Source organism: Streptomyces sp. NPDC001410 (assembly GCF_042895235.1).
Taxonomy (GTDB): Bacteria; Actinomycetota; Actinomycetes; order Streptomycetales; family Streptomycetaceae; genus Streptomyces.
Map to the genome: position 1 here is coordinate 303,522 of NZ_JBIAWE010000001.1, position 25,418 is coordinate 328,939.

Here is a 25,418-nt window from a genome sequence, read left to right on the forward strand (position 1 = left end):
ACCCATGAACGTATGTGCGCCTGACGGATAATGTTTTTCCTCAGGCGCCTATTTGTTTTCCGGCATCTCCGGATGGGGCCTCTGCCTACTGAAGGAGAAGGTCATGGCGCAGGGAACCGTGAAGTGGTTCAACGCTGAAAAGGGTTTCGGCTTCATCGCGCAGGACGGCGGCGGTCCGGACGTCTTCGCCCACTACTCGAACATCGCGACCCAGGGCTTCCGTGAGCTCCAGGAGGGCCAGCGGGTCTCGTTCGACGTCACGCAGGGCCAGAAGGGCCCGCAGGCGGAGAACATCGTCCCCGCCTGATCACCGGACGCGTATCCGCTCACCGGGGTCCGCACCATCATGGTGCGGACCTCGGTTTGTGCTGTTTCCAGGAAGGCAGATAACCGCATGTCCCGCAGGTCCCAGAAGCCGAACCGGCGCGCCTCGTCGCCCCGACCGTCCGCGTCGTCACCGAGGGAATTCCGGCTTCCGGAAAGCACGACACCCGCGCTTCCCGCCGTCGAGGACTTCGCCGGTCTGGACATGCCCGCGGCGCTGCTGAAGACCCTCACCTCGCAGGGCGTGACCGCCCCTTTCCCTATCCAGGCCGCCACGCTGCCCAACTCGCTCGCCGGCCGTGACCTGCTGGGACGCGGACGCACCGGCTCCGGCAAGACCCTCGCGTTCGGGCTGGCGCTGCTGGCCCGCACGGCCGGGCTGCGTGCGGAGCCCAAGGCGCCCCTCGCCCTCGTGCTGGTACCCACGCGTGAACTCGCCCAGCAGGTGGCGGACGCGCTGACCCCCTACGCGACGGCGGTCAACCTCCGGCTGGCCACCGTGGTCGGCGGGCTGTCCATCACCAAGCAGGCCGGTGCGCTCCGGCGCGGTGCCGAGGTGCTCGTGGCGACGCCCGGCAGGCTCAACGACCTCGTGGAACGCGGCGACTGCGTGCTCGGCCAGGTACGCATCACGGTGCTGGACGAAGCCGACCAGATGACCGACATGGGCTTCCTGCCGCAGATCACCAAGCTGATCCAGCAGGTGCGGCCCGACGGACAGCGCATGCTGTTCTCGGCCACCCTGGACCAGAACATCGACCGCCTGGTGCAACGGTTCCTGACCGACCCCGTGGTGCATTCCGTGGACCCGTCCGCGGGTGCGGTGACCACCATGGAGCACCACGTGCTCCACGTGCAGGACGAGACCGACAAGAAGGCCGTCACCACGCGTATCGCGGCCCGTGACGGCCGGGTCATCCTCTTCCTCGACACCAAGAGGTCCGCCGACCGGCTCGCCAAGCGGCTGCTGGCCGTCGGTGTCCGCGCGGCGGCACTGCACGGCGGCCGCTCCCAGCCCCAGCGCAATCGCACCCTGGAACAGTTCAAGAACGGCCAGGTCACCGCCCTGGTGGCGACGAACGTCGCGGCCCGGGGCATACACGTCGACGACCTCGACCTCGTGGTGAACGTCGATCCGCCCACCGACCACAAGGACTACCTCCACCGGGGCGGCCGCACGGCCCGTGCCGGCGGTTCCGGCAGCGTGGTCACGCTGGTCCTGCCCGATCAGAAGCGGGACGTCACCCGGCTCATGTCGGACGCGGGCATCCGGCCCCGGACGGCCCGCATCACGTCGAGCGACGCGGCGCTGGCCACCATCACCGGCGCCCGTGAGCCGTCCGGCGTGGCCGTCACCATCGAGGTCCCCCAGCCGGCGGCACCGGCGGCGTCCCGCCCGGACCGCACGACCGATGCCAAGCCGGGCGCGCGATCGGGCCGCCGACGCCGGAACGGCGGCGGGGCCAAGGCGCCGACAGGTGCTGCCACCGGGACCGGGGGTCGGGGCTCCGACCGCCGTGCGGGATCGGGCGGTGCCGCCGGCGCGGGCGGCCGCAGCTCAGAGCGCCGGTCCGCGGCCGGTGCGGCGACCGGTGCCGCCTCCGGCAAGGTCGTCCGCGGATCCGGCCGACGTGCGGCGGCCGGCGGAGCCACGGGTGGCGCGGCCGGGACCGGAGGCCGCAGCTCCGACCGCCGAGGCGGCCGCCGCACCTCTGCCACCTGATTCAGACCAGTTCGGGTTGTGGGTCCCGTTGCGCCGCCGGTGCGGCCTTCGGTTCCCACACTCTGGTGGTTCGTACGTAGCCGTAGATCACTGAGCCCATCGCCAGAACGAGAAGTGGTCCGAACAGGTACGGATGCTCGGCCATGTCCGTCGGCAGGTAGCGATAGGACAGCAGGAGCGCAGCGAAGACCGTTGTGCCGTACGCGACCAGCTGGGTTGCCGACCGGTCCCAGCCATGGTCGAGCGCGCGCAGAGCTGCCTCGATCGTGAGCGTGAACACCACGCCGGCGATGAGGTCCACGCCGTAGTGGTAGCCGAAGCCCAGCGTTGCGGTGAGCGTGGCGATCAGCCAGAACACGCCTGCGCATCGCAGCATGCGCGGGCCCTTGCGGGAATGGATGAAGATCGCGGTGGCCCACGCCGTGTGCAGGCTGGGCATGCAGTTGCGAGGGGTGATCGAGTCGTACGGCACCGGGTGCGGGGTACTGATCGGCGGTGGCGTGTCCGGCCACAGGTTGGCCACCGCCCACTGCACGCCGCCGGTGCCGGAGGCGCCTGGACCGTAGGCGAAGACCGGTCCGACCACCGGAAAGAGCATGTAGATGCCCGGACCGAGGAGGCCGATCACCAGAAAGGTGCGCAGCAGATGATGGCGCGGGAAGCGGCGCTCGGCCGCCACGTTGCGCAGCTGGTACAGCACGACGACGACAGCGGCCACCGCAAGCTGGGCGTAGACCAATTCGAGTAGATGGGTGCCGATCGGGTCGGTGGCCTTGACCATCCGGCCCACCAGCCACGACGGGTTGCCCAGCGCGTGATCGGCGGCTGCCACGTACGGGTCGAGCACCAGGGGGCGGGTCTTCGCCGTGATGAGCAGCCAGGTGTCGCCGGTCTTGCGGGCGGCCACCAGCAGCAGGCCCAGCCCGACACCCTTCAGCAGCAGGACACGGTCCCGGCCGGTGCGGCGCGTGACAGCGATGACCGCACAGCCCAACATCACCCACAACGCGCCGCTGCCGAAGAAATGACCGTCGGGCGTCCTGGCGCCGACCGCCCACCGCACCAGGAAGAAGACGACGTCGATGCCGATCGCGACACCGGCCGCGATGAACCGTTGCCGCCAGGTGAGCACCACCATCATCAACGCCAAACCGGCATATAGCGGCCCCGCCTTGGGGGCGAATATCACCCCTTGCACCTGGTTGGTGATCGGCCCCGGCAAGCCGTAGCGGCGTGCGGCGACCTCCAGCGCGACGAGGAGTCCGAGGGCCGCCACCCCCGCCGCGGCCCACAGCATCGACCGCGGTTGACGCCATGCGGCGAACTTGGTTCTGCCGTCCATTCGCGAGAGTGCCCGCGAGACTCTAGGTATCAATTGTTCGGCCGATTGTTAGATGTTGGTCATACAGTGTCGAGAGCCGATCATGCCATCGCAGCGGTGCCGGTGGCTGCGCCGCCACGGCCTGACATCCGGCCTCTCTCGGACTCGCCGACCCACCTGCCGCGAAGCGGGTCCCGCCGATCATTTACAGGCAGAAGGCCGCCCACGGCTGGGATTTCATCAACTGGTGGTGTAGATAAGTCAGTTGTTGCGTCTCCTCGATCGCAACAGGCGGTGATCGTGGTGGCTTGGATGCTCTTCCTGCGATCGCCGACCCCCCTCATGCACAGCGAAAGGCACATGTATGGCGAACAACCGCAGGATGCGCTATAGCGGACGCGTGCTGGCGCTCTCGGCGGCTGCCCTGGGCATGGTCGCGGCGATGGCCGCCCCGGCCTCGGCCGATGACCAGCCCACCCGGGCGCAGCTCATAGCGGACTGCGACTCGGGGCTGGGGAAGTGCACCTTCAACGAGCCGCAGTTGGGCGAGGCGTACCTCGGAGACTTCCACCGGGTCTCCGACTCGCTCTACAACTGCAGCACCTCGGCTGCCACCCAGTCGATGACCTGGTCCGACACGGTCGGTTCCACGGACTCGGCGGGCGTGTCCGTGACCGTCGGCGGCAAGATCGCGGACATCATCGATCTCAGCGTGACGGCGACCTACAGCCACACCTGGTCGAGCTCGCACTCGGAGTCCAGCTCCATCAACATGACGGTGAAGCCGGGTGAAGTCGGCTGGATCTCGCGTGCGCAGGTCATGCAGACCGTCTCCGGTACGTGGCAGACCCATTACGACGACCGGAAGTGGGGCCATTACTTCTGGTTCGTCCCGGATGTCGTCACCGGGCCTGCCCCGAACGGAACGGACGGCGAGAGCAACGCGGTGGTCGTCAAGTCCCGGAAGATGACCGCGAAGGAGAAGCAGTCCTGCTCCAGCCGCTCCGGTAAGGCCAAGACGTTCGTCGTCCAGGGCTGATCCGGCGATTTTGAAAGCGGGGCCGGCCCGGACGACCGTGCATGCCGGGCAGCATGCACCACATACTCGTCGTCCGGGCCGGCGCCCGCGGATCAGGTGGGGCGTCGGTGCGTCAGTTGACGTTGACCGCGCTCCAGGCGGCGGCCACGGTGGCGTACTCGGGGCTCGTGGCGCCGTAGAGGTCCTTCGCCGCGTTCAGGGTCGCGGTGCGGGCGCCCTTGTAGTCCGTGGTGGAGGTCATGTAGACGGTCAGCGCCCGGTACCAGATGGCGGAGGCCTTCTTGTTGCCGATGCCGGTGACGGTGGAACCGTTGTAGGTCGGGCTGTTGTAGGTGATGCCGTTGATCGTCTTGGTGCCGCTGCCCTCGCTGGCGAGGTAGAACCAGTGGTTGCCGACGCCCGAGGAGTTGTGCACGTCGAGCCGGCCGACGGACTTCGACCAGTAGTCGGCGGAGCGGCCGTCCAGGGACGGCTTGTCGAAGCGGCGCAGCCACGGCGGGGTGGACTGGTCGCTGAAGAGGTAGTCGGGGGTGTCGATCGGGTTGTTGGCGTACCACTCGACCATGGTGCCGAGGATGTCGCTGGTGGCCTCGTTCAGGCCGCCGGACTCACCGCTGTAGCGCAGGTTGGCGGTGGCCGAGGTGACGCCGTGGGTCATCTCGTGGCCCATGGTGTCGAGGTCGACCTGCTCGGGGTCGGTGGTGCCGTTGCCGTCGCCGGTCATCATGCAGAAGCAGGCGTCCGACCACTGGGCGTTGTCCCAGTTGGTGCCGACGTGGACGAAGACGGTGGCACCGCGGCCGTCGTTCTTGATGCCGTTGCGGCCGAAGGTCGCCTTGTAGTAGTCGAAGGTCTCCGCGGTGTTGGCGTGCGCGTCGACGGCGGCGGTGGCGCGGTCGGTGGAGAACTTCCTGCCGTCGCCCCAGATGTTGTCGGCGTCGGTGAACAGGGTGCCGGAGGTGCTCTTCAGGGACGAGGACGAGATGTTGTGCGCGTCCCTGGTGATGTGGCCGCGCACCGGGTCGATCAGGGCGAAGGTGCCGTCGGCCTGCTGGGTGGTGTCGATGCCGACGTCACCGGTGTACTCGGAGTGGCCGGTGCCGGTCGCCTCGCGCTCGACGTCGTAGTTCTCGATCGCGGCGCCGGTGGTGGCGTCGGTGACGAAGACCTCGCCGTGCGGCTGGCCCTTGTCGCCCAGGCCCTGCACGGTGGTGCGCCAGGCCAGCCGGGGGGTGCCGTCGGCGGCCCACACGATCAGCTCGGGGGCGGACTTGGCGTTGCGCACCAGCCCGTGCGAGCGCTTCAGGGCGCCTGCCGCGGCGCCCCTCGCGTCGACGGCGGGAGTGACGGACTTGAGCGCCACCTTGTGGGCCTTGGCCCGGGTGGATCCCTTGAGCGAACCGTCGGCCTTCTGGTGGACGACGAAGTCGCCGCCGACGACGGTCAGGCCGTGGTAGGTCCGTTCGAAGCGGACGTGCTGGGTGCCGTCGGCGTCGATCACGACGTCCTTGACGTGGAGTCTTTGGCCCGCGCCGAAACCGAAGGTGTCGGCGTGCCGGGTCACGTTCGCCTTGGCCTGGGATATCGCTGTGTCGCGGACGGAAATTCCGCCTCGCACCGCGTTGGTCTGCGAGTGCGCGGGTACGGCCATCGCACCCGTGGTGATGACGCCGGCTGCGACCATCGCGGAAAGGGCAATGAGGGGACGGGGCATGACGGGGTGATTCCTTCGCTCGTCGTGGGGTGACGACGCCTTCGGACGTTCGCTCGTCGTGGGGTGACGACGTCCTTGGACGTTGACGCGAAGTGTTCACCAGGTGACATGTTCCTGACGTGACTCCAGCTGGGATACAACCCCGGAGTTATAGGGCAGCGGGAACCGTGGCCCGGCCGGTCACGTGCCCTCGCCGAGGGCGAATTCCTCTCCCCCGTCCTGCCACCAGGCCAGGTACTGCGGCCGCTGGCGCACCAGCGACAGATAGGCGGCCAGCACACGCTCGCCGGCCGCGTCGGCGAGTTCGGCCGGCACCGATTCCGTGTTCCAGGCCAGCAGCAGCCGCCGGTGGAACGGGACGTCCACCAGCGGCCGTTGCACGGTGCCCTGGGCGGGGACGTCGGCGGTCGGCCACACCCCGCAGACGGCGCGGCGGCCGGCGACCAGGATCTGCGCCACGGACAGATCCGGCGTCACATGGGCGATGCGCGGAGTGAATCCCGCTGCCCTACAGGTGAGATGAAGGTACGCGTGCACACCGCTCTCGTCGGCCTCCGGCATGACCCACTCCTCGCCGGCCAGCTCATGAAGACTCACCCTCTCCTGGCGTGCCAGCGGGTGGTCCTCGGCGAGCAGGACGAAGACCGGCTCACGGAGCAGTGTGCGGGTCGCCACCGACTCGCCGACCGGAAGCGGGAAGCCGGGGAACTCGCCGAACACCGCGATGTCGCATTTCGACTGGCTCAGGGACTTCACCAGGGTGTGCACGGAACGGCGGGCATCTATGGTGAGCCGGCGCTCCGGGACGAGTTCGAAGAGGGCGGAGACCAGCAGGGACACCAGGGGGCCGGCGGTTCCGCCCGCCCTCAGCGGCGCGGCGGCCCTTCTGTCCGCCTCGGCCGCCGATCGCGCGTACTCGCGCAGCCGGTCGAAGCCGACGACGAGGTCACGGGCGCAGCGCAGGACGTACTGTCCGTTCTCGGTCGGTTTCACCCCGTCGGCGCTGCGGATGAAGAGCGGGCCGCCCAGCTCGTGTTCGATCCGTTTCAGCTGAGCGCTCGTGGCCGGCTGGGACAGCTGCAGCCGTGCGGCGGCCCTGCGGATGCTGCCGGCCTCGGCGACGGTGAGCAGGATACGGAGGTGCCGGAACTCGAGGTGCATGAACATTCCCCGCTCAGCGCGGGGGAACCCCTGCACCCCCGTGACCAGCAGAACCAACTGCCCGACGGCATGGTGACCAAGAGTCCGACGGACCCGCGAGGGCGGCAACCATGGGTTGGTAAAACATCCGTGCGAACGCTAGGACGCTTCACCGGCATAACAGTTCCGGTCCGCCGATATCGGCATGACTCACCGGGCTGCCCCTGCCCCTGACAGGCCGTCGGGCATCCTGAGGACGGGGGGCGAAACGATGAGGGGAGCGGTACCGGCGTCCGCCGGTTTCCCGGCCCTGTCCTCGAACCGGCCGAGCGGCACGGTCGTCGAGTGGTCGGATCGCAGCGGTCCGCCCGGCGGCAGAGGTTGCGCCGGGCGGACGGTGGGACGGGGACGGGGATGTCAGGTCAGGCGGAGCGCTGCGGCATGCGGGTGCCGACTCGGGCGCGTACCGCGTCGATGGCCTCCCACTGTTCGGTGTCCAGGAGCGCCAGTGCGGCGGGGAACACGCCGTCCTGCTCCTTGAGGATGTGGTCCCGCAGCAGATCGAGTGCCTCGATCAGCCGTCCGGGCCAGTCCGGGTCGGTCAGGAACGGTCCGTCCGCTTCGCCCAGCACTGCCTCGATGCGCCGGTGCTCGTCCTCCAGCGCGGCGATCTTCTCGGGGAAGTCGGCGGCCATCGCCGGGAACAGTCCGTGCTCCTCCACCTGGGTGTGGGAGCCCAGCACGGCGGTGATCTCCCGGGCCAGCTCCGCCATGTACGCGATCTTGCCGTCGCGGTGGGCGTCGCGCACCTGGCTGATGAGGTTGACCACTGTCTCGTGCTCCATGGTCAGCTGGTCGATGGACTCCAGTGCCTGGCAGCCGCAGTACTCGCACATCGTGTGCTCTCCTCCTGATCAGTGAGCCTGGACCGCGGCGACGCGCCGGGTGAGCGCGTGGCGCACGCCGGTGCCGGTGAAGACCAGGGCAGTGGCGGCCACCGCCGCGAGCAGGACCAGGCCGACGGCGTAGGAGCCGTAGGCGCCGTACAGCGAGCCCATCACCAGCGGCGGCAGGAAACCTCCGAGGCCGCCCGCGGCGCCGACGACACCGGTCACCGAGCCGACCTTGTCCGCCGGGGCCAGCAGCACGACCAAGGCGAAGACGGCGCCGCTGCCCGCGCCGAGCGCGGCGGCCATCGCCAGGAACGCGATCGTGCCCGCCGGCGCCAGATCCGGCGTGAACGCCTGGACGAAGGCTCCGGCGAAGACCACGGCCAGGGCCGCGGCCAGGACCCGCACCGGACCGATCCGGTCCGAGAGCCAGCCGCCGACCGGCCGCATCGCGACGGCCAGCAGCACGAAGCCGGCCATCCGGTTCGCGGCATCCGCCTGGGCCAGGCCGTATCCGGTCTTCAGGTAGGTCGGCAGGTAGACGGAGAAGGCGACGTAGCCGCCGAAGACCACCGCGTAGAGGGCGGACGCCTGCCAGGTGACGCCGAGCTTCAGGGTGGCGGCCAGCCGGCGGGCCAGCGGTTCGGTGGGCACGTTCCGGCCGGGCGCGTCCCGCATGACGAGGGCGGCCACCACGGCGTAGATCGCGAGTACCGCGGCGGTGAGCAGGAACGGGTTGGCCATGCCGTGCGCCTTCACCAGCTTGACGGTGGTCAGGGCGCTGATCGCGGTGCCACCCATACCGGCCCCGAAGACGCCGATGGCAAGTCCGCGCCGCTCCGGCGGGAACCAGGCGTTGACGAAGGGCACGCCGACCGCGAAGGCGGTGCCGCCGATGCCGAGGAAGAACCCGCCCACCAGCAGCGCCGTGAGCGAGGAGTGCCCGGCCAGACCCAGGTAGAGCACCGGCACGATGGTGGCCGCCGAGACCAGCGGGAACATGACGCGCCCGCCGAACCGGTCGGTCAGCGCGCCCACCGGGATCCGGCCCAGCGAGCCGACCACCACGGGCACCGCCACCAGCAGCGACTGCTGGAACGACGACAACCCCAGGCTGTCCTTGAACCGCGGGCCGAGCGGGCTGAGCAGCGCCCATGCCCAGAAGTTGACGGCGAAGCCCACCGTGGCCAGCGCCAGCATCAGCCAGGCCTGGCCGGACACGGGCGCAGCCGGTGCTGGTGCCGGTGTCTCGTTCTGCTTCCTCGACGGCTGCAACATGCCGCCCGTCCCTTCGTTCGCAGTGGTGCGGCCCCGGTCGGAGCCGGGGCGCAGGGCCTACGGCCGCGCGGTGCGGCCGGCGGCCTACCGCCACTATTCGCGCAGGAGACTCTCCGCAGGGTGGGCCGTACGGCCTCATCCCCGGGACCGGCAGTCCCCGGTTCCCCCGCCCCACCGGCCCACGGGCCCTCGTAGCGGCTGCTGGCATGCCCCGGCTGTACCGGCGGACGACGGGACAAGGGCCGTACGGCCCTAACGTGCCCCGCTCCGGCGAGAGACCATGGCCGGATGATCCACCAAGACGGCTTCCGCGCGCTCGATCGGCAGGAGTGCCTGCGTCTGCTGGCGAAGGCACCGGTCGGTCGTGTCGTCTACACCCGGAAGGCACTGCCCGCCGTGCTCCCGGTCAATTTCTCCGTGGACCACGACTCCTCCGTGCTCCTGCGCACCTCCGTCGGCTCGGACCTCGTCCGCGCCATCGACGGCGTCGTGGTGGCCTTCGAGGCCGACGACTTCGACGTCGCGACCCGGTCGGGCTGGAGCGTGGTCGTCACCGGCCGGGCGGCCGTGGTGACCGACCCTGCCGAACAGGAACGGTTGTCACGGACCGGTCCGCGCTCCTGGGTGGTCACGGACGACGCAGTCTTCGTGCGCGTCGAGGCGGAGATGGTCACGGGCCGCGAGATCGTCGGCACGCGCGAAGCGGACTGACCACGGTGCGGGCGACACGCGCCCGTCCCGTAGCGGCGGGAAAATTCGGGTTCAGGAAGTCGGCCTTGTAGGCGTCAGGGACGCGTTGCGCCGGGCTCGCCCACCAGCTCTGTCACCGCCTGCCCGCGGACGCGGGGTGTACGGCCGCCGTCCGGGCCGTAGCCGAAGCGGATCAGCACCTGCGGGTGGCACCGCTTGCGGGAGAGGCTGGTGGCCTCGCGCAGGTCCGGCCACTCCATCGCCTGGTGCAGGAGCGAGGTGCGCACCCCGTGCACCGTGGCCGTCAGCAGCACGTGTTGCAGGGCCTGGCCCGCGCGCAACCAGTCCTGCGGCCGGTCGTGGGAAGTCCACAACAGCGCGACCTGGGCGTGGCGTTCGAAGCGGAGAGCCGGCAGGCGCGGCACCGGCAGCGGGCCGGTGAAGTCCCGCATCGGCATCCGCCCGCCCGCGTCCGACGGGCCGAGGGCGGTGACGGGGATGCCGTAGGGGGCGCCCGTTCCCGGGACGGTGATCCAGTGGCGGGATTCGGCGGTGCGCGCCGCGCTGGCCTGGTTGCGGGCCTCGGCCACGGCGGTCAGACGCAGGAGCCGTCGGGTGCCGACGATCTCCGGGAGATACAGCTGCGCGCCCTGGGTGTGCGCGGCCGTGGTCATTTCCACCACGACCGGATCGGGTACCGGACGCCCGGTGAACGGCATCCGGCTGGTGTGCCGCCGGGCTATGGCCTCGTACAGGTCCGTGTCCCGCGCGCGGTGGGCGTGCGGACCGGTCGGGTCGGCGAGCAACACGATGGCGAGCAGCTCGGGCTCGCCCGGATCGGGCAGCAGCCACACCTCCGGGCGCCGGCCCAGATGCTCGGCGGTCAGCCGGAGGTTGAACACGGCCGCGCCCACGGACAGATACTGCGCGCGGCTGTCGGGGTCGGCCAGCGGCAGCATCCGCTCCGGCACGGCGCGGATCTCCAGGCTCTGGTCGTGCGGGTTGACGCGGAAGCGCCAGGGCTGGGTGTTGTGGATGGACGGGGCCGCCACCGCTGCCGCGAGCAGCGTTTCCAGGCTTGCCGCATCGAGGTGAGAAGTACGCACCATGCTTCCTCTCTTGTCCGGGACCGCCGACGCCCGAGGGGCGGGACCCGCACCGTCGGCGGTCATGTGACGGGCAGGGCGGTGGCGAGCAGGACGACGCCCAGCGAGCCGACGAGCGACACGACGGCCAGGGCTCGGGCCAGTTCGGCACGGCCCTTGGCGTACGCGATGCCATGCCCGGCCGCTGCGAGCATCACCAGCACGAACAGCCCGAGCTTGGCGGCCAGGGTGCGCCCGTAGCCGGGCTCGGCGAGCGAGGCCCAAGTGACGCCCTGGTGCCAGGCCATGGCCCAGCCGGTGCCCAGCTGCACCGGCAGGAACACCGCCGCTGTCAGCAGTCCGAACCGGCGGCCCGCCGCGGCCGCGAAGCGGTCCCTGGCCTCCGGGGACAGCATCCGCCGGGCCAGCGGCAGCACCACCAGGGTCAGGGCCAGCTGTCCGCCGACCCACAGGACGGCGCCGGTGACGTGGAGGAACCGCACCAGGGACCACAGGCCGACAGTGCCCACTACCCGTTCACCTCCACCATGCCCATCGCCCCGGCCTCGGCGTGCCGCATGTCGTGGTCGACGAAGGAGTAGTGGCCGGCCGCGGGGAACGTCGTCTCGACGAAGCCGCCCTGGGCCACGGCCAGGTCCAGGACCTGCGAACCGCCCGGCCGGCCGGGTTCGAGGAGGTAGGTGCCCTCCTTGTACACGGTGTCGAAGACGGTGCCGACGATGTGGAAGGAGACGCCGTCGCTCGGTCCGGCGGCCACCACCCAGAAGCGGGCCCGCTCGCCGGCCTTCATCGACAGCGGCGCCTTGGCGTACTGGGCGGCGCTGCCGTTGAACACCCAGGCGTCCGGGGTGTCCTGACGCATCTTCGCCACCTGGGCCGTGCTGCCGGGGGTGCCGAGGTAGAGCTCGGAGGCAACCAGTACGTACTCGTGGTCCACCTTGGGCAGGCCGGGCGGGTCGATGACAACGGCGCCGTACATGCCGTTGCCCATGTGCTGCAGCATCGGTGCCGTACTGCAGTGGTACAGCCACGCGCCGGCCCTGTCGGCACGGAACCTGTAGACGAGGCGCTGACCGGGCTGAAGGGTGCGCATCGCCTGGTCGGGGGCGAGCGAACCGGCGTGGAAGTCGATGCCGTGGCCCATGGTGGGGTCGTCGTTGACGAGGGTGACCTCAAAGGTGTCGCCCACCTTGCCGTGCAGGGTGGGGCCCGGCACAGTGCCGCCGAAGGTCCACATCTGCTGCTCGACGCCCGGGGCGACCTCGATGGTCCGGCGGACGGTGTGCAGCTCGATGCGGTGCAGGGTTCCGGCGGTTGCGGGGGGCAGCGCGGCGTCGCGGGGCTTCCACCCGTGGGAGAAGTCGGCGGCGAGGTCCAGACCGCTGCCGTCCGTCATGGACATGTGGCCATCGTGCGCCACGGCGTCCTCACCCGTGCTGTGCCGCACCACGATGCTCAGCGACATCCCGGCGGCACGGTGTCCGGGCAGCGTGCACCAGGCCGTGCGGTCCTTGGTGACCTGCCCGAGATCGAGCGTGCGGCTCTCGCCCGGGGAGAGGAGCGGGGTGGCGGGGCCGCCGTCGACCTTGAGGTCGTGGCGTTGCCCGTCCCTGTTGGTGACGTTCAGCTTCAGGGCGGTTCCCTCGGTGACCTCGATCCTGCCGGGCCGGATGCGCATGTCGGCCAGGGTGACGTCGACGGTGCGTGTGACGGCGGCAGCGCCACCGCCTGTCCCGGCGGCGACGGCCGGGGCGTCGGTGCCGCCACCGCTGTTGGCCACCAGCACGGCCAGCACGATCAGCACGGCACCCGCCGCGCTGCCCAGCAGGACCGGCCGTCGCGACGGACCGTCCTCCCGAGCACCGAGACCACCGCCGAGGAGCGCAAAGACCACGAGAGCGACGAATGCCACTCCGGATGCCGCGGCCAGCAGCGAACCCGCGGTCGCGGCGGGCCCGGGCAGCGGCAGCGCCAGCAGTGCGACGCCGGCGTTGAGGCTCACCAGCCGGGCCGGCCAACCGCGCTCCAGTACCGCCCGCAGCGCGGCCCGCTCCTTGGGACCGGCGGCGAGCACGATCGGCAGCAGATACGTGAGGGCGCCCATGAGGACCTGTGCGACGAACCCGATGAGCAGGACCGGCACAAGGGATCGGACCGCCTCCCCCGCCTCGGCGAGCGGCCGGGCGGCCAGGATGCCCGCGTCCGCCGCCACACCCGCGCACAGCCATCCGGCCGCCGCGCCCAGCATCCAGGCGGCCGCCCCCGACACCGGGCGGCGCCCTCGCACCGTGCGGACGAACAGCTCCATCGCCACCGCCACGCCGATGGCGTACGCCGCGACACCGGCCAGTGTGGCCCAGCGCCGGCCGACCGCCGACGCCGCCACCGTGATCAGCAGTCCACTCCCCGTCAGCCTCAGCACCCAGGGCGCGACCCGGGTGGTGCGCTCGGCCATGCGCACGCCGAGCACGGTGGGCCACAGCATGAACAGGGTGCCCAGCACCGGCAGTCCGATCCAGCCGAGCAGCATCACGTGGATGTGGGCCAGCCGCAGCCCGGCATACTGCCCCGGACCTGTGTGACCGGTGGCGAGCAGGCCGCCCAGCACCACGCCGGCGATCATGGCCCCGGCGGCCACCCGGTAGAAGCCGACCACAGGGGTGAGGCGTCCGCCGAGCGCGCCACGGCCCATGCGCACCAGCACCACCAGATGGGCGGTGATCGCTCCCACCAGCAGCGCGCATGCGGCGCCCGTCATGGCGGGCTGATCCGCCCACACACCGGTGAGCACACCTGCCACAGCGAGGTTCACCGCCACCAGCCGGGCATCGCTCCACCGCTGGTCAGGACGGCGGGCATGCAGCAGGGCGACAGCGAAGTGCTCGCTCCAGACCACGATGGCGGTGGTGGCGGCCCCGAGCAGGAACAGATGGATGGCCAGCCAGCGGGCGACGGGCAACGTCTGCTGGGCGGTAGCGGCCAGCAGTGCCAGGATCACCCACGCCACGACGACGATGTGGGCGCGCAGGTGACGGGCCTTCAGACCGGATTGCCTGAACCTGCTGGGGTACCGGCCCGCGGTGGCTTCGGGGGGATCGAGCTGGCCGGTCATGTGACGTCCTGTCGCTGTGCGCAGGGCGCGGACGAGGCAGCGTGGACCGGCAGGTCGGGGTGGACCGGCGGGTCGGCGGTATGCGCCACAGCGGCGTCGTCGGCCAACAGCGCGGCCAGTTCTTGCTGGTGGGGGAAGGATCCGGGCCGGTAGCCACACCAGGGCTCCTCGGCGTACGGATCGCCGGTGAGGCCGTAGGCGCGGGAGCGGGAGCCACCGCAGACGCGGCGGAACTCGCAGGCTCCGCACCGGCCGCCGAGCCGGTCGGGGTCCCGCAGGCCGGTGAACAGCTCGGACGTGCGGTAGATCTCGGGCAGTGGCGTCTCGCGTACGGTGCCCGCGCCCAGCGGCAGGAAGCCGCTCGGGTGGACCGTGCCGGTGTGGGAGACGAAGACGAAGCCACGGCCGGCGTTGACGTCCAGTGGCGGGCGGCGGGCCCGGCGTCCCCCGGCGTCCAGGCCCAACTCAAGGGTACGATCACGCAGTTGCCGGTACAGCGGCCCGAGTCCCAGCGCCGCGACGGGATCCTCGCCCGCCTGCGCCAGCACCTTTCGCTGGAGTGCCACGCGGCGGAAGTGGTGTGCCTCGGTCGTCTTGGCGGGCACGGTCAGCCCGACGTCGTACACGAAGTTCAGGACGTCCTCGGTCTCGGCCGCCGTGAGCACGCCGAGCCCGCGGCCACGGCCGGTGGGCACCAGGAAGAACGCGCTCCACAGCATCGCGCCGTGCTCGACGACCAGGCGGACGATGTCCGGCAGGTCATGGAGGTTGCGCCGGGTGACCGTGGTGTTGATCTGCACCTTCATACCGAGTGTGCGGGCGGTGTCCCAGGCGTCGAGGGTCCAGCGGTACACCCCGGGCACACCCCGGAAGCCGTCGTGCGACGCGGCTGTGGAACCGTCCAGGCTGAGTGAGAGCCCGACGGCGCCCGCCTCGTGCACCTCCCGCAGCCGGGCCGGGGTGAGCGTGGGGGTGCCGGAGGGGGACACGGCGACTCGGACGCCCACCTCCTGGCCGTAGGCGATCAACTCCGGCAGATCGGGACGCTGGAACGGGTCCCCGCCGGTGATCACGAACAACGGAGCGGGATGCCCGAATGCGGCCACCTGCCGGAGCAGTCCGCGCGCGGCGGCGGTGTCCAGCTCGCGCGGGTCGCGGTCGGGCACGGCCTCCGCGCGGCAGTGCAGGCACGCCAGCGGGCAGGCGCGGGTGCACTCCCAGATCACGATGAACGGCTTGTCCGCCACGTTCTGACGCTGTCGACGGATCACTCGGGCGCCGCTCACCAGGTCCTCCATGCCGGGTTCATCCGTATCGTGCGTCCGGCCGCCCGGGAGTCAGGGCAGACGTGGCGGGCGGCCGGACGGTGACCGGTCCGGCACGTGCACGGCACCCGTCGCGAGGGACGGCGGCAAAGACACCCGCGCGGGCGCTCGGATCGGTCGTACACGGGATACCTCCGGATCGGTCGGCAGTCAGCATCCGGCATCCGACGGCCTCGGCGCGGCGGCCGATGGGCCCGTCGAGGGGGGCCGAGGGTCCCTGGTTCCGGCGATCAGGGCTGTGCCGTACGGGCCTGCGGACCATGGATGCGTTCGTGGTGGGGATCGACAGGGCGTGCGAGCTTTCCCGGGTCCCGGGCGTCTTGGGGCCTCGGCACGAGCGGCTCGCGAGGCCGGGTGGATCAGGGGCGCGGCGGTTTCGCGCCCAGGGTGTTCGCCGTGGCCACCAGCGCCGCACCGAGGCCGGTCAGCGCACCTCCCAGGCCTGTGACCAGTGTGGTCAGGTGCCAGGCCTGATAGGCGGACAGCAGGGAGCCACGCAGCGTTTCGCCCATGAAAGCGGTCTGACGCAGCTGGGCGAGCTTCTCGTCGTCGCCGGCGGCGAACAGCTCTTCGGTGATCTCGGCGTAGGTGCGGCCACCGGTCGCCTGGACGACATGGTCCTTTATCAGATCGGCGTAGGCGTGGGCCTGGGGCCCGGTCTCCACGCTCCGGCCGGCGAAGGCGGCGAGATGGGCCGGCAGCCCGTGATCGGGGAATGTGATCTTCTGCGCGGCGAGTTCGGTGCGTATCTCCTTCCGGCCTTGTCGGCCCCGGGCCAGCATGACGGGTCCGGCGACCATCAGGGTCGCGCCGACCGTGCCGAGCAGTGCGCCGGTCCAGCGGTGTGCTGAGTTCATGACGTGCCTTCCTTGTTGCAGATTCAGCGGTGGCCGAGGCGGAGCCGCCAGGCCTCGGGGCCCCGCTGCAGGTACTCCACCGCGAAGCGGCCGGGGTTGCGTTGCTCGATCTGCGCGAGCAGCGGCAGCGGGTCGTGCGGCGCGACGAGCACCATGGCGCTGCCCGCCGGTACGGCGTCGAGCGCGCCGAAGACCGTGGCATGACGCAGGGCGTGGGGCACGGACCGCACATCCAGTTCGGGCACGGCCTCCTCTGCGTGACCGCCGCAGTCGCAGCCCTCCTGGGCCGTTTCGACCGTGCGATCCGCGTCTGCTCCGGATGCCTGGGAGTCGGACCCGCCGTCTGCGGGCGTGGCCGACGAGACCCGCTCGTGCATTTCCTCGAGCAGCGTGGCGAGTCGTACGCCGGGTGCCACGGCGAGCAGTGGGAGAACGAGTCCGTTCTCCTTGGCCACGTGCTCTTCGAAGAGCACCTGAAGGGCGCGGGCGTCGGCCGCGGCGCCGGTCGGCGCGGGCGCGGCACGCAGGGCGTCCACCAGCGCGGTCATGCAGCTGTGTTCCGCGATCAGGCTCTCGATGAGGAGCCGGCTGTCGGGAAGACTGCGCGCGGCGGGGTAGAGCACGGACTCCTCGGCGGTCGCATGCGGCAGGAGTTCGCGGTCGCAGAAGGCGACGAGGCCGGCGCGGATCCTCTCCGCGGCACCGGGATCGCGGTCCGCGGCGGTGAGCAGCATCGCCGCGCGCCCGGCCAGCTCGCCCGCCAGGCGCACATGATGCCGCTCTGCGGCTTCGAGAGCCTCGGCGTCCTCGGGGGCCGAGGCAAGGGTGAGAGCACTCATGAAGGTGTCTCCAGCGGTTCACAGCCGGACCAGCCGGCCAGTCGGGCAGAGGCGGCCGTCCGCCACGTCCCCGAAGCGACCGACGCACCAGGCGGCCAGGCACAGAGGGCACGCCGGCGCGGGGGCGTGGCGGACGGCTGTCCGGCCGTGGCCCTGGCAGAGACAGCGGGCCGGACGGTGACCGGACCGGGAGCGAGCCGCGCCTGCCCCGGCCTGTACACGAGGAGACGTGGCCGCGGACAGCGGGACCCGATGGTCCGTGGCCGCTCCTGGCCGGTCACAGCAAAGCATCACCGTGCCGCAGCCGCCGATGCCTGGGCCGAGCGGTCCTCCGGCACCGCCCACCGGCCCCTGATCACGGCTGTGAGCAGGGCCGAACGGCCACCCGAAGCAGGGAACTTCGGCCCAGGTGCGCGCCGCTCACACAGCCCTGGCGTCCGGTGGCCTCCACCGGACGGGCTCCGACGGGAAGGTTGGGCCGGTAGGGCGCCAGGACAGGGCCGTTCGGCCCCGGGACCGGGACCGCGCCGGCGCCTAGGTTCCTGACCATGGAGAACGACAGGACCGCACACCCATCGCAACGGCGCACAGGCGACGCCTGGCCGCTGGCCGCCCGCAGGCTGCTGACCCGCCGCGAGATCTCGGCCGACGGACGCGCCGTCTTCGGTGCGGGCGACCCCAAGTGGGAGGGCTTCTACCGGGACCGCTGGGCGCACGACAAGGTGGTGCGTTCCACGCACGGCGTCAACTGCACGGGCTCGTGTTCGTGGATGGTGTACGTCAAGGACGGCATCATCACCTGGGAGCACCAGGCCACCGACTACCCGTCGATCGGCACCGACTGTCCCGAGTACGAGCCCCGCGGCTGCCCGCGCGGGGCGTCGTTCTCCTGGTACACCTACTCCCCCAGCCGCGTCCGCTACCCGTATGTGCGCGGCGCGCTGCTGAAGCTGTGGCGCGAGGCCCGGCGGCGGCTCGGGGACCCGGTGGCCGCATGGGCGGAGATCACCGGCGATCCGGCGAAGGCGCGCGCCTACAAGCGGGCCCGCGGCAAGGGCGGGCTGGTGCGCGCCGACTGGGACGAGGTGTCCGAGCTGGTCGCCGCCGCCCAGGTCCACACCATCAAGACGTACGGCCCCGACCGCGTCGCCGGCTTCTCCCCGATCCCCGCGATGTCGATGGCCTCGTTCGCGGCCGGTGCCCGTTACACGTCGCTGATCGGTGGCACGCTCCTGTCCTTCTACGACTGGTATGCCGACCTGCCTGTCGCCTCGCCGCAGGTCTTCGGCGACCAGACGGACGTGCCGGAGGCCGCGGACTGGTGGAACGCGGGCTATCTGATCATGTGGGGGTCCAACATCCCCGTCACCCGCACGCCCGACGCGCACTTCCTCACCGAGACCCGCTACAACGGCACGAAGGTCGTCGCGGTCAGCCCCGACTACGCCGACAACGTCAAGCACGCCGACGAATGGATGGCCCCGCACCCGGGCACGGACGGCGCGCTGGCGATGGCCATGGGGCACGTGATCCTGCGCGAGTTCCTCGTCGACCGCGAGGTGCCGTACTTCCAGGACTACCTGCGCAAGTTCACCGACGCACCGTTCCTGGTGACGCTGCGCGAGCACGGCGAGAGCGGCCTGGTCCCGGACGGGTTCCTGACCGCCGCCGACCTCGGACGCGACACGGAGACCGAAGAGAACGCGGCGTCCAAGACCGTTCTCATCGACGCGGCCACCGGCGAGCCGGTCGTGCCGAACGGCTCGCTCGGCTTCCGCTGGGCAAAGGCGGAGTCAGGCCGCTGGAACCTCGATCTGGGCGACACCGTGCCCGAGTTGAGTCTGCTCGACCGTGCGGAGGAGACAGTGGCCGTGGCCCTGCCCCGCTTCGACGAGGGCGGCACGGAGGGCGGCTCGGTCATGGTCCGCGGGGTGCCCGTGCGGCGCGTCGGCGGACGGCTCGTCACCACCGTCTTCGACCTCATGCTCGCCCAGTACGGAGTGGCGCGGCCGGGTCTTCCGGGCAGCTGGCCGTCGTCGTACGAGGACGCCTCCGAGCCCTACACCCCGGCCTGGCAGGAGACGATCACCTCCGTGCCGGCCGAGCAGGCGGCCCGTATCGCCCGGGAGTTCGCCCGCAACGCCGAGCGCACGAACGGCCGGTCCATGATCGCGCTGGGCGCCGGCACCAACCACTGGTTCCACTCCGACACCATCTACCGCGCCTTCCTGGCGCTGCTCACCATGACCGGCTGCCAGGGCGTCAACGGCGGCGGCTGGGCGCACTACGTCGGCCAGGAGAAGGTCCGCCCGGTCACCGGTCAGCAGCATCTGTCGTTCGCCTTCGACTGGCAGCGGCCCACCCGGCACATGGCGGGCACCTCCTACTGGTATCTGAACTCCGACCAGTGGCGCTACGAGGCGTTCGGGCCCGAGGAGCTGGCCTCCCCGCTGGGGGAAGGGCGGTTCAAGGGCAAGGGCTTCGCGGACTGCCTGGCGCAGGCGGTGCGACTGGGCTGGACACCCGGCCACCCCGGCTTCAACCGCAACCCGCTCGACCTGACGGACGAAGCGGCGCAGGCCGGCCGTCCGGTCGCCGAGCACATCGTCGACGAGCTGAAGTCCGGGCGGCTGCGGTTCGCCGTCGAGGACCCCGACGACCCGGCCAACTTCCCGCGCGTGCTGACCGTGTGGCGGGCCAACCTGCTGGGCTCCTCCGGCAAGGGCAACGAGTACTTCCTGCGCCACCTGCTGGGCACCGACGCGGCGGTCCGCTCCGAGGAGACCCCGCCCGAGGGCCGCCCGAAGGAGGTGGTGTGGCGGGAGGAGGCCCCTGAGGGCAAGCTGGACCTGCTGGTCTGCATGGACTTCCGGATGACGTCCACCGGCCTGATGGCCGACGTGGTCCTGCCGGCGGCGACCTGGTACGAGAAGGACGACCTGTCCAGCACGGACATGCATCCCTTCGTGCACGCCTTCACGCCGGCCATCGCCCCGCCCTGGCAGGCCCGCACCGACTACGACACGTTCCTGACGATCGCCGACCGGTTCAGCGAGCTGGCCGCCGAGCACCTCGGCACCCGTACCGACGTCCTCGCGGTGCCGCTGCTGCACGACACCCCCGACGAACTCGCCCAGCCGGGCGGCGTGGTGCGGGACTGGAAGAGCGGCGAGTGCGAGCCGGTTCCCGGGCGGACCATGCCGAAGCTGGTGGTCATCGAGCGGGACTACGCCGCCATCGCGCAGAAGATGCGCGCCGTCGGCCCGCTGCTCGACACCCTGGGCACGACCACCAAGGGCGTCACCGTCCACCCGAACCAGGAGATCGAAGACCTTCGGCACCGCAACGGCACCGTCAGGGACGGAGTCGCCGCCGGGCGGCCCTCGCTCGCGACCGCCGGCGACATGTGCGAGGCGATCCTCGCCCTGTCCGGCACCACCAACGGCCGCCTGGCCACCGAAGGCTTCCGCGAGCTGGAGCGGCAGACCGGCAGCGAGGGCCTGGTGGAACTCGCCGCCGAGCGCGAGGCTGACCGGATCACGTTCGCCGACACCCGCACCCAGCCCCGCTCGGTGATGACGTCGTACGAGTGGTCGGGCTCGGAGACCGGCGGGCGCCGCTACTCGCCCTTCGTCATCAACACCGAGCACAAGAAGCCCTGGCACACCCTCACCGGCCGGCAGCACTTCTTCGTCCAGCACGACTGGATGGCCGAGCTGGGCGAGCAACTCCCCGTGTACCGGCCGCCGTTGAACACCCCCAGGCACTACGGCGACGAACACCTGCACGACAAGGACCGCGCGGAGGTCACCGTCCGCTATCTGACCCCGCACTCGAAGTGGTCCATCCACTCGAACTACCAGGACAACAAGTACATGCTCGACCTGTCCCGCGGCGGACCGACGATCTGGATGTCCACCGCCGACGCCGACAGGATCGGGGTCAAGGACAACGAGTGGATCGAGGCGTACAACCGCAACGGTGTCGTCGCCGCCAGGGCCGTGGTCACCCACCGTATGCCCGAGGGCACGGTGTACATGTACCACGCCCAGGACCGCAACGTGAACGTGCCGAAGACCGAGGTCAGCGGCAAGCGCGGCGGCATCCACAACTCCCTGACCAGGCTGCTGCTCAAGCCCACCCATCTCGCGGGCGGCTACGCGCAGTTCACCTACGCCTTCAACTACTACGGACCGACCGGCAACCAGCGCGACGAGGTCACCGTCATCCGGCGCCGCAGCCAGGAAGTGGAGTACTGAGATGCCCCGTGACGGAGTCACTGTCGGACGGGTTATGGCACAGGTGGCGATGGTGATGAACCTCGACAAGTGCATCGGCTGCCACACCTGCTCGGTCACCTGCAAGCAGACGTGGACCAACCGCACCGGCGTCGAGTACGCCTGGTTCAACAACGTCGAGACCAAGCCCGGCGTCGGCTACCCGCGCCGCTACGAGGACCAGGAGCACTGGAAGGGCGGCTGGATGCTCGACAAGCGCGGGCGTCTGGTCCTGCGCTCCGGCGGGCGGATGAAGCGGCTCCTTTCCCTCTTCTCCAACCCCGACCTGCCGTCCATCGAGGACTACTACGAGCCGGTCACCTACGACTACGACAACCTCGTCAACGCCCCCGCCCAGAAGGACGTCCCGGTCGCCCGCCCCCGGTCCGTCCTCACCGGCAGGCCCACCGCCATCACCTGGGGCGCCAACTGGGAGGACGGCCTGGGCGGAGCGCCCGAGAACGCCGGCGGCGACCCCAACCTCAGCGGGGAATGGGCCCAGAAGGTGAAGTTCGAGTTCGAGCAGACCTTCCTCTTCCACCTGCCCCGCCTGTGCGAGCACTGCCTCAATCCGGCCTGCGTCTCGGCCTGCCCTTCCGGCGCGATGTACAAGCGGGTCGAGGACGGCATCGTCCTCGTCGACCAGGACCGCTGCCGGGGCTGGCGGATGTGCGTGACGGCGTGCCCGTACAAGAAGGTGTACGTCAACCACGCCACCGGCAAGGCCGAGAAGTGCACGTTCTGCTTCCCGCGCATCGAGGCCGGCCAGCCCACCGTCTGCTCCGAGACCTGCGTCGGCCGGCTGCGCTACCTCGGCCTGCTCCTGTACGACGCCGACCGCGTCGGCGAGGCCGCCGCCACCCCCGACGAGCACGACCTGCTCGACGCCCAGCGCGGCGTCTTCCTCGACCCGCACGACCCCGAAGTCCGTGCGGCCGCACGGGAGTCGGGCATACCCGAGGACTGGCTGGACGCCGCCCGCCGCTCCCCCGTGTACGACCTCGTCATGCGCTACAAGGTGGCGCTGCCGCTGCACCCGGAGTACCGGACGATGCCGATGGTCTGGTACGTCCCGCCGCTCTCCCCCGTCCTCGACGCCGTCGACGCGGCGGGCGGGAATCAGGACGACCCCGACCACGTCTTCGCCGCCGTCACCCGGCTGCGCATCCCGCTGGAGTACTTGGCAGAACTGTTCACGGCCGGGGACACGGACGTGGTCGCCGGGGTGCTGATGAAGCTCACCGCGCTGCGCTCGTACATGCGTGAACGCACCCTCGGCGAGACCGGCGACGAGGCCACGCTGAAGGCCGTGGGACTGACCCCGCGCGAGGCGGAGGACCTGCACCGGCTCCTCGCCGTCGCCAAGTACCAGGACCGGTACGTCGTCCCCGCCGCCCACAAGGAGGACGCCGCCGCGCTGACCGCGATGGAGAACCGCTGCCCGGTCGAGACGTCCGGCGAACCGGCGGACGCCGGTGGCCGGCGCGTGATGCTCGGCATCCCCACCCTGCGCCGCCGTACTCCCGAAGCTCCCGCCGGAGGCCGTCCGTGAGCCCGCTGCCCGCAACGATCCCCGCCATCGTCCGGACCCGCCTCCGCGCGGCCGTGCGCCGCCCGGTCCGCCGCACCGCCGGGCCCGGCGCGTACGAGGAGGCCGAGGCACGCACCCTGCTGCTGCGGCTGTGCTCGCTGCTGCTGCAGTACCCGGACAGCGAACTCAGCTCCGCCCGACCGGAGTTGGAGGCCGGTGTCGCCGCGCTTCCGGCCTCTCCCGCTGCCGCGCACCTGACCGCCGTCACCACGTGGATGGCCGGCCAGGAGCCCGACGGGCTGGAGCGCCACTACGTCGAGATGTTCGACCTGCGCCGCAGAAGCAGCCTCTACCTCACCTACTACCTGCACGGTGACACCCGTCGCCGGGGCATGGCCCTGCTCGCCCTGAACCAGCGGTACCGGGCCATGGGCTGGGACATCAACGGGGGCGAACTGCCCGACCACCTGCCGGTCGTCCTGGAGTTCGCGGCCCTGGCGGGACCCAGGGGCGGCGAGGCACCCCTGCGCCAGCACCGGCGGGGACTGGAGTTGATCCACCGCGCCCTGACCGACGCCGACTCCCCCTACCGGCACGTCCTGGCCGCCCTGTTCACCCTGCTGCCGCCGCCCACCGAGGCGGACCGCGCAGCGGTGGCCCAGCTCGTCGCCGAGGGACCGCCGGACGAGGAGGTCGGCCTCGACCCCTACGGGGCCTACGGCGACGGTGAGTTCGCCCCGCCCGGCGCCTTCGTGCCGCCGGCGCCCGCCCCGCCGACCCGGGTACCGCCCGCCCCGACCAGCCACTTGGAAGGCCCCCGTTGAACGCCCCGCTCTCCCTCTCGGCCGCCGCCCCGGCGGGCGGTGCCGACCTGCTCCTGTGGGTGGCCTTCCCCTACATCTGTCTCGCCGTGTTCGCCGTCGGACACGTCTGGCGCTACCGCCAGGACCAGTTCGGCTGGACCTCCCGCACCACCCAGCTCCTCGAACACCGCTGGCTGCGCTGGGGCAGCCCCCTGTTCCACCTCGGCGCCTTCGCGGTGATCGCCGGACACGTGGTGGGCCTGGCCGTCCCGGCGTCCTGGACCGAGGCAGCGGGCATCAGTGAGCACGCCTACCACACCACCGCCGTCGCACTGGGCTCCGTCGCCGGGGTCGCCATGGTCACCGGCCTGGGCATGTTGAGCGCCCGCCGGCTGCTCGCCCGCCGGATCCGCCTCACCACCGACCGCAGCGACAAGGTGCTGTTCCCGCTCCTGTCGGTCACGGTCCTGCTGGGCTTCAGCGCCACCGCCGTACACAACGTGTTCGGCGGAGGCTACGACTACCGCTCCACCGTCTCGGTCTGGTTCCGCGGCATCTTCGCCCTCCACCCTCATCCGGAGGCGATCGCGGGAGCGCCGCTGCTCTTTCAGCTGCACGCCCTGAGTGCCTGCCTGCTCTTCGCCGCCTGGCCCTTCACCCGCCTCGTGCATGTCTGGAGCGCCCCGATCGGCTACCTCGCCCGGCCCTATCTGGTCTACCGGCGACGCGCGGCCACACCGGCGCCGGCGGTGCACGGCGTGCAGTCCCCCGAGCCGGGTACCCGGCGTACCGCATGAGGCAGCCCCGCCCGACGCGACCGGGCCGGCGCATCGGCTGGCTGCTGACCCTGACGGGGCTCATCGGCTGGCTCGCGTCGTTCCAGCTCACCGTGGACGACTGGCGGCTGCTGAAGGACCCGGACTACCAGCCGCCGTGCAACATCAGCCCGGTCATCAGCTGCGGCAGCGTCATGGCCGGCCCCGAGGGCAGCGTCTTCGGCTTCCCCAACATGCTGCTCGGTCTCGGCGCCTTCGCCGCCGTCGCGGTCCTCGGCCTGGCCGTGCTCACGGGGGCGCGCCTGCACCGGGCGCTGTGGCTCACGCTGAACGCGGGGGCGGCCGCCGGCGTCCTGTTCGTGCACTGGCTGATCTATGAGTCCCTCTTCTCGCTGGGCCGGCTCTGCCCTTACTGCGCCGTGGTCTGGACGGTCACCATCGCCCTGTTCTGGTACGTCACGCTGCGCAACCTCAGACACGGGCTCGTCCCCGTACCGGCAACCGGCCGGAGCTGGCTCGCCCTGGTGCTGGAGACACACTGGATGCTCCTGGCCGCCTGGTACGGCGTGATCGGCGTGCTCGTCCTGACCCGGTTCTGGCCGTACTGGAGCAGCCTGCTGTGACCGGGCCGCCAGGTACCGCGGATCGGGACGTTCGGCCCAAGCACACCTGG

Annotated in this window: 20 protein-coding genes; 9 read left to right on the forward strand and 11 right to left on the reverse strand. The window is 71.1% G+C overall.

The genetic code is table 11. The features are described from left to right. Window positions 1–103 precede the first annotated feature (103 nt). Both ACFY3C_RS01375 and ACFY3C_RS01380 read left to right on the forward strand, forming a co-directional pair. Window positions 104–307: a cold-shock protein gene (locus ACFY3C_RS01375; RefSeq protein ID WP_031161015.1), complete on the forward strand. Its 204-nt coding sequence runs from the start codon at window positions 104–106 to the stop codon at window positions 305–307. Between the two features lie 87 nt (window positions 308–394). Then, complete coding sequence (locus tag ACFY3C_RS01380) at window positions 395–2,047, forward strand: DEAD/DEAH box helicase (protein ID WP_390769260.1); 1,653 nt, start codon at window positions 395–397, stop codon at window positions 2,045–2,047. 1 nt (window position 2,048) lies between these two features. Here the strand turns inward: ACFY3C_RS01380 and ACFY3C_RS01385 are convergent, their stop codons facing one another. Further along, a complete protein-coding gene (locus ACFY3C_RS01385; protein ID WP_390769261.1) occupies window positions 2,049–3,389 on the reverse strand; it encodes a phosphatase PAP2 family protein in 1,341 nt (446 codons plus the stop codon). Between the two features lie 343 nt (window positions 3,390–3,732). On the opposite strand from ACFY3C_RS01385, the gene ACFY3C_RS01390 reads away from it, so the two are divergent. Further along, entirely contained in the window at window positions 3,733–4,407 is a 675-nt protein-coding gene (locus ACFY3C_RS01390) for a hypothetical protein (protein WP_386576730.1), read from the forward strand. Between the two features lie 112 nt (window positions 4,408–4,519). Here the strand turns inward: ACFY3C_RS01390 and ACFY3C_RS01395 are convergent, their stop codons facing one another. The 4 genes from ACFY3C_RS01395 to ACFY3C_RS01410 form a co-directional block, all read right to left on the reverse strand. Further along, window positions 4,520–6,121 carry a M4 family metallopeptidase gene (locus ACFY3C_RS01395; protein ID WP_390769262.1) on the reverse strand — a complete coding sequence of 534 codons (1,602 nt, stop codon included), beginning with the start codon at window positions 6,119–6,121 and terminating at the stop codon, window positions 4,520–4,522. A gap of 180 nt (window positions 6,122–6,301) precedes the next feature. After that, window positions 6,302–7,282 (reverse strand): LysR family transcriptional regulator, encoded by a 981-nt coding sequence (locus ACFY3C_RS01400; RefSeq protein ID WP_386576732.1) that lies wholly within the window; start codon window positions 7,280–7,282, stop codon window positions 6,302–6,304. 401 nt (window positions 7,283–7,683) lie between these two features. Next, complete coding sequence (locus ACFY3C_RS01405) at window positions 7,684–8,157, reverse strand: hemerythrin domain-containing protein (RefSeq protein ID WP_390769263.1); 474 nt, start codon at window positions 8,155–8,157, stop codon at window positions 7,684–7,686. 18 nt (window positions 8,158–8,175) lie between these two features. Beyond that, window positions 8,176–9,429, reverse strand: a complete 1,254-nt coding sequence (locus ACFY3C_RS01410; protein ID WP_390769264.1) for an MFS transporter — start codon at window positions 9,427–9,429, stop codon at window positions 8,176–8,178. Between the two features lie 288 nt (window positions 9,430–9,717). Here ACFY3C_RS01410 and ACFY3C_RS01415 point away from each other — a divergent pair, with 288 nt between their 5' ends. Then, window positions 9,718–10,140, forward strand: coding sequence for a pyridoxamine 5'-phosphate oxidase family protein (locus ACFY3C_RS01415; RefSeq protein WP_390769265.1), 423 nt, complete (start codon window positions 9,718–9,720; stop codon window positions 10,138–10,140). Window positions 10,141–10,214: 74 nt separating this feature from the next. On the opposite strand, the gene ACFY3C_RS01420 is transcribed toward ACFY3C_RS01415, so the two are convergent. The 6 genes from ACFY3C_RS01420 to ACFY3C_RS01445 all read right to left on the reverse strand — a co-directional run bounded on the left by ACFY3C_RS01420 (window position 10,215) and on the right by ACFY3C_RS01445 (window position 17,358). Beyond that, window positions 10,215–11,225, reverse strand: a complete 1,011-nt coding sequence (locus tag ACFY3C_RS01420) for an Acg family FMN-binding oxidoreductase (RefSeq protein WP_390769536.1) — start codon at window positions 11,223–11,225, stop codon at window positions 10,215–10,217. A 62-nt stretch (window positions 11,226–11,287) separates the two neighbouring features. Further along, a complete protein-coding gene (locus ACFY3C_RS01425) occupies window positions 11,288–11,734 on the reverse strand; it encodes a hypothetical protein (RefSeq protein ID WP_386576736.1) in 447 nt (148 codons plus the stop codon). Next, complete coding sequence (locus ACFY3C_RS01430) at window positions 11,734–14,337, reverse strand: multicopper oxidase domain-containing protein (protein ID WP_390769266.1); 2,604 nt, start codon at window positions 14,335–14,337, stop codon at window positions 11,734–11,736. The genes ACFY3C_RS01425 and ACFY3C_RS01430 overlap by 1 nt, the downstream gene beginning before the upstream one ends. Further along, on the reverse strand, window positions 14,334–15,623 hold the full coding sequence (locus tag ACFY3C_RS01435; RefSeq protein WP_390769267.1) for a TIGR04053 family radical SAM/SPASM domain-containing protein: 1,290 nt from the start codon (window positions 15,621–15,623) through the stop codon (window positions 14,334–14,336). The genes ACFY3C_RS01430 and ACFY3C_RS01435 overlap by 4 nt, the downstream gene beginning before the upstream one ends. Window positions 15,624–16,021: 398 nt before the next feature. Then, on the reverse strand, window positions 16,022–16,519 hold the full coding sequence (locus ACFY3C_RS01440; protein WP_386576739.1) for a hypothetical protein: 498 nt from the start codon (window positions 16,517–16,519) through the stop codon (window positions 16,022–16,024). 23 nt (window positions 16,520–16,542) lie between these two features. Next, a complete protein-coding gene (locus ACFY3C_RS01445) occupies window positions 16,543–17,358 on the reverse strand; it encodes a DUF2249 domain-containing protein (RefSeq protein WP_390769268.1) in 816 nt (271 codons plus the stop codon). A 548-nt stretch (window positions 17,359–17,906) separates the two neighbouring features. Here ACFY3C_RS01445 and ACFY3C_RS01450 point away from each other — a divergent pair. Genes ACFY3C_RS01450 through ACFY3C_RS01470 form a run of 5 tightly spaced genes read left to right on the forward strand, consistent with a single transcriptional unit; the run spans window position 17,907 to window position 25,368 of the window. Beyond that, window positions 17,907–21,617 carry a nitrate reductase subunit alpha gene (locus tag ACFY3C_RS01450; protein ID WP_390769269.1) on the forward strand — a complete coding sequence of 1,237 codons (3,711 nt, stop codon included), beginning with the start codon at window positions 17,907–17,909 and terminating at the stop codon, window positions 21,615–21,617. A 1-nt stretch (window position 21,618) separates the two neighbouring features. Next, the gene (gene narH, locus ACFY3C_RS01455) at window positions 21,619–23,187 is read left to right on the forward strand and encodes a nitrate reductase subunit beta (protein ID WP_390769270.1); all 1,569 of its coding nucleotides are present in this window, start codon (window positions 21,619–21,621) and stop codon (window positions 23,185–23,187) included. After that, complete coding sequence (narJ, locus tag ACFY3C_RS01460; RefSeq protein ID WP_390769271.1) at window positions 23,184–23,990, forward strand: nitrate reductase molybdenum cofactor assembly chaperone; 807 nt, start codon at window positions 23,184–23,186, stop codon at window positions 23,988–23,990. Before narH ends, narJ begins: the two co-directional genes overlap by 4 nt. Next, window positions 23,987–24,766, forward strand: coding sequence for a respiratory nitrate reductase subunit gamma (gene narI / locus ACFY3C_RS01465; protein WP_390769272.1), 780 nt, complete (start codon window positions 23,987–23,989; stop codon window positions 24,764–24,766). The genes narJ and narI overlap by 4 nt, the downstream gene beginning before the upstream one ends. After that, entirely contained in the window at window positions 24,763–25,368 is a 606-nt protein-coding gene (locus ACFY3C_RS01470; RefSeq protein ID WP_390769273.1) for a vitamin K epoxide reductase family protein, read from the forward strand. The genes narI and ACFY3C_RS01470 overlap by 4 nt, the downstream gene beginning before the upstream one ends. Window positions 25,369–25,418: the final 50 nt, after the last annotated feature.

Bases quoted from the DNA above. Each gene is read 5' to 3' on its own strand.
- ACFY3C_RS01385 (WP_390769261.1), bottom strand. From the start codon at position 3,389: ATGGACGGCAGAACCAAGTTCGCCGCATGGCGTCAACCGCGGTCGATG.
- ACFY3C_RS01380 (WP_390769260.1), top strand. From the start codon at position 395: ATGTCCCGCAGGTCCCAGAAGCCGAACCGGCGCGCCTCGTCGCCCCGA.
- ACFY3C_RS01415 (WP_390769265.1), top strand. From the start codon at position 9,718: ATGATCCACCAAGACGGCTTCCGCGCGCTCGATCGGCAGGAGTGCCTG.
- ACFY3C_RS01470 (WP_390769273.1), top strand. From the start codon at position 24,763: ATGAGGCAGCCCCGCCCGACGCGACCGGGCCGGCGCATCGGCTGGCTG.
- ACFY3C_RS01400 (WP_386576732.1), bottom strand. From the start codon at position 7,282: ATGCACCTCGAGTTCCGGCACCTCCGTATCCTGCTCACCGTCGCCGAG.
- ACFY3C_RS01395 (WP_390769262.1), bottom strand. From the start codon at position 6,121: ATGCCCCGTCCCCTCATTGCCCTTTCCGCGATGGTCGCAGCCGGCGTC.
- ACFY3C_RS01410 (WP_390769264.1), bottom strand. From the start codon at position 9,429: ATGTTGCAGCCGTCGAGGAAGCAGAACGAGACACCGGCACCAGCACCG.
- ACFY3C_RS01450 (WP_390769269.1), top strand. From the start codon at position 17,907: ATGGAGAACGACAGGACCGCACACCCATCGCAACGGCGCACAGGCGAC.
- ACFY3C_RS01440 (WP_386576739.1), bottom strand. From the start codon at position 16,519: ATGAACTCAGCACACCGCTGGACCGGCGCACTGCTCGGCACGGTCGGC.
- narH (WP_390769270.1), top strand. From the start codon at position 21,619: ATGCCCCGTGACGGAGTCACTGTCGGACGGGTTATGGCACAGGTGGCG.
- ACFY3C_RS01375 (WP_031161015.1), top strand. From the start codon at position 104: ATGGCGCAGGGAACCGTGAAGTGGTTCAACGCTGAAAAGGGTTTCGGC.
- ACFY3C_RS01430 (WP_390769266.1), bottom strand. From the start codon at position 14,337: ATGACCGGCCAGCTCGATCCCCCCGAAGCCACCGCGGGCCGGTACCCC.
- ACFY3C_RS01445 (WP_390769268.1), bottom strand. From the start codon at position 17,358: ATGAGTGCTCTCACCCTTGCCTCGGCCCCCGAGGACGCCGAGGCTCTC.
- ACFY3C_RS01390 (WP_386576730.1), top strand. From the start codon at position 3,733: ATGGCGAACAACCGCAGGATGCGCTATAGCGGACGCGTGCTGGCGCTC.
- ACFY3C_RS01405 (WP_390769263.1), bottom strand. From the start codon at position 8,157: ATGTGCGAGTACTGCGGCTGCCAGGCACTGGAGTCCATCGACCAGCTG.